The organism is Kitasatospora sp. NPDC094015 (genome assembly GCF_040304075.1).
Classification (GTDB): Bacteria; Actinomycetota; Actinomycetes; order Streptomycetales; family Streptomycetaceae; genus Kitasatospora.
In genome coordinates this window covers 119,667-127,358 of sequence record NZ_JBEOUL010000022.1, presented here as the reverse complement: position 1 = coordinate 127,358, position 7,692 = coordinate 119,667, and the positions used below count along the sequence as shown (strand labels likewise).

Sequence of the window (7,692 nt, the reverse complement as noted above, 5' to 3'; positions counted from 1 at the left end):
CTGGCTGATCGCGCGGGCCTCCGAGATGCCGCCGGTGCTCTACCTGATGATGGCGGTCACCGCCGTCCGGGCCTTCGGCATCGGCCGTAACAATCCACCACGGGAGGTTTGCGTTGCGGATCACCATCGCGGGAGGCGGCATCGCCGGACTCGCCGCCGCCCTCAGCCTGCACGCGGTCGGGTTCGAGGACGTCGTCATCCACGAGGCGGCCCGGGAGATCCGCCCGCTCGGCGTCGGGATCAACCTTCTCCCGCACGCGGTCCGGGAGTTGACCGAGCTCGGCCTGGCCGACCGGCTGGCCGGGGTCGGCGTTCCCACCGCCGAACTCGCCTACTTCAACCGCTTCGGCCGGCCCATCTGGTCCGAACCCCGCGGACTGGCGGCCGGATACGCCTGGCCGCAGTACGCGGTGCACCGCGGCGCACTGCAGATGCTGCTGCTGGACGCCGTCCGCGAGCGGCTCGGGCCGCACGCGGTCCGGACGGGCGTGCGCGTCGAGGGCCTGCGGCACGACGGCGACCTGCTCGTCGGGGCCGACGGGATCCACTCGGCGGTCCGCGCCGCGCTCTTCCCCGACGAGGGCGCCCCGCCCTGGAACGGGCTGGTGCTGTGGCGGGGCACGACCTACGGCCACCCGTTCCTCACCGGGCGTTCCATGATCATGGCCGGTGACGGCACGCAGAAGTTCGTGGCGTACCCGATCGGCGACGGGCGGCTGATCAACTGGATCGCCGAGCGCCCGCTGGACGGCGAGCCGCCCGAGCGCGGCAACTGGAACCGGCCCACGGACCTGGCCGCCGTCGTCGGGCACTTCGCCGACTGGACGTTCGACTGGCTCGACGTCCCCGCGCTCATCACGGCCGCCGAAGCCGCCTACGAGTACCCCATGGTGGACCGCGAACCACTCCCGTCCTGGTCCGGGGACGGCGTCGTCCTGCTCGGCGACGCCGCCCACGCGATGTACCCGGTCGGCTCGAACGGAGCGTCCCAGGCGATCATCGACGCGCGGGTCCTCGCGCACTCGCTCGCCACCACCGGCACGGTCGCCGCCTACGAGGACCTGCGCAGACCGGCGACGACCGCGCTCCAGCTCGCCAACCGGCAGCAGGGCCCCGAGGTCGTGATGCGCCTCGCCCACGAGCGGGCGCCGGGCGGATTCGACGACATCGAGCAGGTCGTCCCGTACGCGGAGCGGGCCGAGATCGCCGCCTCCTACAAGCGGACGGCCGGCTTCGACCCGGCGCTGCTCAACGGGCGGGCCTCGTGGAGCGTCCGGTGAAGCTGGAACGGCTGGCCGCCTTCGAGGTGCGGCTCGATCCTCCGCTCGACCTCGGCGCCTCGCACCGGGGGCGCCGCCGGGTGATCAACATCATCGGCGGGACGTTCGAGGGGCCCCGGCTGTCCGGCGAGATCCTCCCCGGGGGCGCGGACTGGCAGGTGCTGCACCCGGACGGGATGGCGAGCATCGACACCCGGTCCACCCTGCGCACCCACGACGGGGCCCTGCTCCAGCTCACCACGAGCGGCGTGCGCCACGGGCCGCCCGAGGTCCTGCGCAGGCTGGCCCGCGGAGCGGCGGTCGACCCGGCCGACTACTACTTCCGCCTCTTCTGCCGCTTCGAGACCGGCGACGCGCGGTACCTCTGGCTCAACGGCATCCTGGCGGTGGCCTCCGCCGCCCGATCCGCCGACGCGGTCCACTACGAGGCCTACGCGGTGGGGTAGGTGGCGGCACCGGCGCCCTCGGGCGGGCGAGCGTGGCCGGGCCGCCGGACGAAGGCGTGGTGGAGCATGTGGCGATGCGTGGCGAGTTCGGCGGCGATGCCACGCACCGGGCACTCGGTCACCTTCCGGAGATCCTGTACGACTCCACGGACGCCTGACCACCGAGGGCGCCCCGGCGGCGACCGACCGAGGAGCCCCGGCCGCCGGCCGACCGAGCCGTCCCGTCAGTCGGTCCAGCGGACGACCAGCACCCCCGCCAGCGCCACCACGACGGCGACCGCGCGGAACCCGGAGTCCATCGCCGCGCCGAGGGCGGCCGCCGAAGCCCCGCTGCCGGCCGTGCTGGCGCCGAGGGCGGTCCCCATGGCCGCCACCCCGAGAGCCGAACCGACCTCGCGCGCCGCGCCGTTGAGGCCGGATCCCATGCCCGCCCGGTCGGCCGGCAGCGCGGCCATGATGCCGCCGGAGAGCGAGGGCAGGGCCAGCCCCATGCCGGCCAGTGCCAGCGCCGGGCAGAGGATGTACAGGCCGTACGGGGTGCCGGCGCCCACCAGGGAGAAGGCCGCCAGGCCCGCGGTCAGCGCGGCGAACCCGAGCGCGACCACCCGCTTGGCGCCCCAGCGCCGCACCAGCGCGGTGGACGACCGGGAGGCCAGCGTCATCGCCACGGCGATCGGCGCCAGCGCGCACCCGGCCAGCGCGAGCGAGTAGCCGTGGGCGAGCGTCAGGTACTGGGCGTTGACGTAGAACATGGCGAACGCGCCGGCGAAGGCCGCCGTCACCCCGACCGTGCCGGCCCGCACCGGGCGCAGCGCGAACACCCGGGGGTCCAGCAGCGGGTGGCGCCGGCGCAGCGCCACCCGCACGTACACCGCCGCGATCACGGCGGCCGCGGCGAACGAGCCGAGCACCCAGCCGGAGGTCCAGCCGCGCTCGCGGCCCTCGATCAGGGCGAAGATCAGCGCCACGATCGCCGCCGCCAGCAGCACCGAGCCGGGCGCGTCCAGCGGCACCCGGCGCCGGGGCGTGCGGGGCGCCCGCAGGGACACCGCGCCCAGGAGCAGCGCGCCGGCCGCGCCGAACACGAGGAACAGGCCCTGCCAGGGCAGGAATTGGAGCACCGCACCGCCGACGAGGTTGCCGAGGATCCCCCCGACGGCGAGCGAGGTGGTCCAGGTCGCCACGGCGTGCGGGCGGCGGGGGGCGGGGATCAGCAGCATCAGCAGCCCGAGGGTGACCGGCAGGGCGAGCGCCGCGCCGGCGCCGGCCACCAGGCGGCCGGCGATCAGCAGCGGGACCGACCCGGCCGACGCCGCCAGGAAACCGCCGCCGGCGAACAGGCCGAGCCCCGCCAGCAGGACGCCCTTGCGGCCGAGCCGGTCCGCGAGCGCCCCGCCCGGGATCAGCAGGCAGGCGAAGGCGATCAGGTAGGCGTCCACGATCCACACCAGCGCGGTCGGGCTCGGGTGCAGGCTGCTGCGCGCGACCGAGGGCACCGCGAGGTTCATCGCCGCCGCCATCGCCTGCAAGGTCCCGGCGCACAGGGACATCAGGACCAGAATCTCCCCGCTCCGCGGGGGCTGCGCGGGCGTCGCCGGCGACGCGGCGCGGGCCTCCCGGTCGGTCAACTGCTTCGCTTCCACGGCCGCTCCTCCGGTCTCGGATCAGGACCGGGCCGACGCTAGGAGCGGGCTAACATAACCGCAAATGCACGGAGTTCAAGAGTGCCTTGCGGCAGACGCAAGGGTGCAGGTGGGAGGCGGTTTCGTGGGTGCCACGGCTCGGGATCTCGATCTGAATCTCCTCGTCGCCCTCGACGCGCTGCTGGACGAATGCTCGGTCACGGCCGCCGCCGACCGGCTCGGGCTGTCCGCCCCGGCGATGAGCCGTACGCTGGCGCGGATCCGCACGGCGTTCGGCGACCCGATCCTGGTCCGCTCCGGACGGTCGATGGTGGCGACGCCGCGCGCGCAGGCCGTGCATCCCGAGGTGAAGGCCGTGCTGGACCGCTCGCGGGCGCTGTTCGCCGAGGGGCGCGCGCTGGAGGCGGCTCGGCTGGAACAGACGTTCACGCTGGTCGCCAACGACCTGCTCGCCACCACCCTCGCCACCCGGCTGCTCCCCCGGCTCCAGGCGCAGGCCCCCGGGGTCGCCGTCGTCCTGCTCCCGGAGGGCCGCCGGCACGACGGCCTCGTCCTGCGGGACGGGCGGGCGGACCTGGAGGTCCGGGTGATCACCGCTCCGGCGCCCGAGACCCGGGTCGAACCGCTCCTCGCCGACGAGATGGTGACGGTCGTCCGGGCCGGGCACCCGCTGACCCGTGGTCCGCTCACCCCGGCCGCGCTGGCCGGCGCCCTGCACGTGACCACGTCCCGGCGCGGCCGGTTGCGCGGTCCGCTGGACGACGCGCTGGAGGCCGTGGGCCTGCGGCGCCGGGTGGTCGCGGCGATGCCGACCTTCGCCGCTGCGCTCCACCTGGTCGCGACCTCGGACCTGGTCGCGCAGGTCCCGGCGCGGATCGGGGCGCCCGTGATCGCTCCGCTCGGCCTGGCGGTGCTGCCGATCCCGCTGCGCCTGCCGCCGATCGAGATCTCGATGGGCTGGCACCCCCGGCACGACAACGACCCCGCCCAGCGCTGGTTCCGGGACCAGGTCCGTACGGCGCTGACCGACGCGCAGCCGGCCTGAGCCCTGCCCGGGTCAGGCGGCGGCCGGTTCGGCCTCCCAGGCGAAGCCGTCCGGGTCGGTGAAGGGTCCTGCGGTGCCGCGGATCGCGAGGCGGTGCGAGCCGCCGCCGTCGGGCGCGACGCCCGCGTCCTTGGCCAGCGCGCGGCGCTTGTACAGCGCCAGCGTGACGGGGCCCGGGCCGGCCTCGAACTCGACGTACTTGCTGCCGAAGCTCCTGGCCACGGTGAGGCCCTGGTCGACGTAGAACCGCTTGCTCGCGGCCGTGTCGGCGACCCCGAGCAGCAGCACGACCGAGTCGATCTCCCGGGCGGCCGGGCCGGCGTCCTTCTTCGCGGAGGTCGCCACCTTCCAGATCGCACCGTCCGGGGCCTGGACGACGCCGCCGAAGCCCCAGAGCGACGTGGCGGCGGGCTTCAGCGAGGTGGCGCCGGCGGCGAGGGCGGCGTCGAGGAATCCGCTGACGGTGGCGGGCCGGGACACCGTCAGCGAGAGGGTGAACCCGCGGAAGCCGGTCGTCGGTGCCTGCGCGGCCCGCAGGCGCAGCCGCGTGTCCAGCCCGAAGGCAGCCCGGTAGAACTGCTCGGCGGCCACGGGGTCGGCCACGTCGAGGGTGACGGATTCGATGGAGGTCATGGCATCGACGCTAGTTGGGCCGCACCGCCCGGGGCTTCTCCGATCCTGACCGGTTCCTCTCGGGTCCAGGATCGCCACGCCCGAGGCAGGCCGACGCTCGGCGAACTGGTGTCGAGAGCACCGGAACGTCAACAGCGCCGGAAGACGGCGGCGGGCGTGCTTCTGCCGAGCGGTGACGGTCATCGACAGGCTTCGTGAGCCTCCGACAGCCGCGCCTCTCGCCACGTCGAGCAGTTCCCGGATCAGCAGCCACAACCGTTTGTCCGAGCAGCACGAGCCGCCTAGGACACCCTGATCATCGGTCCTGCCCTGGGCAAGCCCGCTGTTTTGTCGGCCAGATGCCCCCTGCTCCGCGAGAGGAGCCGCTCGGCTACAAGGCAGCCCGAGCCGGCCGAACGCAGCTCGGTCGGCTCGACGTCCGAGGAGCGGAGGCATGGCGGGTGCTCGCGCAGCCCAGCCACCCAAGCCGTCCATCGCTCTGCCGCTTCGATGACGTAGCCATTCGGACAGCACCGCGCCACACGCATCGAGCACCATGCGACTCCAGGGCATCAGCGGACACCTTCGATCAAAAAAAGTCAGATCATCGGCGAGGCCAGCGCCATCACGATCAATCGTGACTACATTTCTAAAATCCATGAAGTATGTTCGCCGAACTTTCTAGAATCACGGCGACGGAGAGAACTACTGCGCGCGGCCCGACATGTTCCGGCGCTCGCAGTGCACAGGGAAGGGACCGCGCCATGACGCACGGAAGCGGCAACGCGCCGGCTGTGTACACCGAGATCACCGAGGTGACACCCGAAAAGTGCTCGGGGTGGATGGAGAAGCGGACATGCAATCGTGTGCCACTGAAGCGCTCCAACATCGACAAGTTCAAAACCATTCTCCGTGCCGGGCAGTTCCGTACCACCCATCAAGGCTTCGCACTCGACTGGCACGGTTGCCTCATCGACGGACAGCACCGGGCCGCGGCGCTGATCGAAACCAACACCACGGTCACTGCGCAGGTCACCTACAACCTCGACCCGGAGGCCTTCGCGGCCATCGACGGGGGCCGGGTTCGTACGGCAGGTGACTTCATCTCGCAGATCACCGAGATGAAGCAGAGCAACTCCAACGTCTACGGCGCCGCGCTGAAGATCCTCGCCAACCGTGCGGCAGGTACTCACTGGACCCGATGGACCAGCGGGCGGCTCTCCGCCGAGAGGTTGCAACAACTCGTGACCGAGTGGCCCATCGGCGAGGACCGGATCCTCCGACTTGTGGGCAAGGGCAAGCAGTGCCACTCGAGTGCGACAGGTCTGATCGTCGCGTACGAGATCATCACGGAGCGCTGGCCCGACAGCATCGCCGACCTGTTCTTCGACCTCATCGGGGACGCCAGCCGAGAGTTCGTCGGAAAGGACCCACGAGCCGTTTACACAAACACGATGCTCAACGTCAATCGCGGGATCGTCAGCCGGGACAGCGTGCAACAGTCTGCGCAGGCCATCAAGGCATTCAATGCGCTCATCTCGGGGGAAGTCATCGGCACGTTGAAGAAGATGAAGCTGAGTGGCGTGAAGACAGTCGCAGATCGGCGGACCGGCGAGGAGGTCCAACAGGAGTATCTGGCCGACCGCTACCCCGAAGTCATCCCGGCGACCGTGACCGTCAGCGACAAATGGATCGGCGGGGACGCTACCAAGCTCTTCGAATGATGCTGGGCCCTCGCTCCCTCGTGACGGCGGTCCGAGACATCTCTCTCGCCCGGCTGTAGGGCCGCTCGCCGGTGCCTATCCTGGGAGCCGGTGATCAGGAGGAGACCGTGATGCGAGCCCCGGAGCGCGGTGCCTGGCTGCGGCGCGGGATCAGCCGGGACGGCGGGCCGCTGCGCGAGGACGGGTACGTGGTCTGGCTCCAGGTGGGCGAGCACTACGCGGACAGCCGCGGCTTCGCCGGCGTGACCTCGTACGACGGCACCCGGGTGCGCTTCCACCACGACGTCGGGGAGCCCGGCGAGGACGAGGGCGTGCTGACCCGGGACGGAGCCGACCTGGTGGAGACCGGGACCAACACCGACGGCTCGACCTTCCGCGAGATCTGGACGCCGATGCCGGACGGCGACGGCCCGTGCGGGGCCTGGCGGGTGGCGGACTGCCAGGTGGTCCGGGTCGGGTCGCACCTGGTGCACGTCGACGGCCGCGGCGGCGGCTACCTGCGGACCGACTGAGCACCGCGGCGCCCGCCCCCGACCGGGTGACCGGCGGCCCGCAGCCGCCGGTCACCGGGGGCTCAGGGGAGCTTGACCGCCAGCAGGTCGACCGGCCGGATGTCCGGCGGCGAGGCCAGCATCGTCGTGGCCGCCGCCATCAGCGCCTCCGCGATCCGGCCCTGCAGGTGGGCGGTGCGCCCCTGCTCGTCCTCGAACGTGTCGAACACCCCGAACGTGGTCGCGCCCTCCCGGAAGGCGAACCAGGTGACGGTGTGCTCCTCCTCGCGGGCCAGCTGCAGCGCGTCGCCCAGCATGCTCGCCACCTGGTCGGCGAACTCGGGCTTGGCCTCGATGCGGGCCAGCAGGCCGATCTTCATGGTGTCACTCCGTGGGTGTCGGGTCGGGTGCCCGGGGTTCCGGACGACTCCCACGCTAGGCGGGCCGGAGG

The 7,692-nt window shown here is 72.5% G+C and carries 9 protein-coding genes; 5 read left to right on the top strand and 4 right to left on the bottom strand.

What is annotated here, in order from left to right; genetic code table 11:
* Window positions 1-113: 113 nt before the first annotated feature.
* Window positions 114-1,280, top strand: a complete 1,167-nt coding sequence (locus ABT014_RS24320) for a flavin-dependent oxidoreductase (RefSeq protein WP_350641172.1) — start codon at window positions 114-116, stop codon at window positions 1,278-1,280.
* On the top strand, window positions 1,277-1,726 hold the full coding sequence (locus ABT014_RS24315) for a DUF3237 domain-containing protein (protein ID WP_350641170.1): 450 nt from the start codon (window positions 1,277-1,279) through the stop codon (window positions 1,724-1,726). Before ABT014_RS24320 ends, ABT014_RS24315 begins: the two co-directional genes overlap by 4 nt.
* Here ABT014_RS24315 and ABT014_RS24310 read toward each other — a convergent pair.
* Window positions 1,711-1,848, bottom strand: coding sequence for a hypothetical protein (locus ABT014_RS24310; RefSeq protein ID WP_350641168.1), 138 nt, complete (start codon window positions 1,846-1,848; stop codon window positions 1,711-1,713). The genes ABT014_RS24315 and ABT014_RS24310 overlap by 16 nt on opposite strands.
* 102 nt (window positions 1,849-1,950) lie before the next feature.
* The gene (locus tag ABT014_RS24305; RefSeq protein ID WP_350641166.1) at window positions 1,951-3,369 is read right to left on the bottom strand and encodes an MFS transporter; all 1,419 of its coding nucleotides are present in this window, start codon (window positions 3,367-3,369) and stop codon (window positions 1,951-1,953) included.
* A gap of 124 nt (window positions 3,370-3,493) precedes the next feature.
* On the opposite strand from ABT014_RS24305, the gene ABT014_RS24300 reads away from it, so the two are divergent.
* Window positions 3,494-4,414, top strand: coding sequence for a LysR family transcriptional regulator (locus ABT014_RS24300; protein WP_350641165.1), 921 nt, complete (start codon window positions 3,494-3,496; stop codon window positions 4,412-4,414).
* Between the two features lie 12 nt (window positions 4,415-4,426).
* Here ABT014_RS24300 and ABT014_RS24295 read toward each other — a convergent pair whose 3' ends face one another.
* On the bottom strand, window positions 4,427-5,047 hold the full coding sequence (locus ABT014_RS24295; RefSeq protein WP_350641164.1) for a glyoxalase: 621 nt from the start codon (window positions 5,045-5,047) through the stop codon (window positions 4,427-4,429).
* A gap of 743 nt (window positions 5,048-5,790) precedes the next feature.
* Here ABT014_RS24295 and ABT014_RS24290 point away from each other — a divergent pair.
* The gene (locus ABT014_RS24290; RefSeq protein ID WP_350641163.1) at window positions 5,791-6,750 is read left to right on the top strand and encodes a hypothetical protein; all 960 of its coding nucleotides are present in this window, start codon (window positions 5,791-5,793) and stop codon (window positions 6,748-6,750) included.
* 110 nt (window positions 6,751-6,860) lie between these two features.
* Window positions 6,861-7,262 (top strand): hypothetical protein, encoded by a 402-nt coding sequence (locus ABT014_RS24285; RefSeq protein WP_350641162.1) that lies wholly within the window; start codon window positions 6,861-6,863, stop codon window positions 7,260-7,262.
* 62 nt (window positions 7,263-7,324) lie between these two features.
* On the opposite strand, the gene ABT014_RS24280 is transcribed toward ABT014_RS24285, so the two are convergent.
* Window positions 7,325-7,621: a putative quinol monooxygenase gene (locus ABT014_RS24280; RefSeq protein WP_350641160.1), complete on the bottom strand. Its 297-nt coding sequence runs from the start codon at window positions 7,619-7,621 to the stop codon at window positions 7,325-7,327.
* Between the last annotated feature and the right edge of the window lie 71 nt (window positions 7,622-7,692).

What these genes read in the sequence shown, in the direction of transcription:
- ABT014_RS24285 (WP_350641162.1), top strand. Translation starts at nt 6,861, where the DNA reads ATGCGAGCCCCGGAGCGCGGTGCCTGGCTGCGGCGCGGGATCAGCCGG.
- ABT014_RS24290 (WP_350641163.1), top strand. Translation starts at nt 5,791, where the DNA reads ATGACGCACGGAAGCGGCAACGCGCCGGCTGTGTACACCGAGATCACC.
- ABT014_RS24295 (WP_350641164.1), bottom strand. Translation starts at nt 5,047, where the DNA reads ATGACCTCCATCGAATCCGTCACCCTCGACGTGGCCGACCCCGTGGCC.
- ABT014_RS24280 (WP_350641160.1), bottom strand. Translation starts at nt 7,621, where the DNA reads ATGAAGATCGGCCTGCTGGCCCGCATCGAGGCCAAGCCCGAGTTCGCC.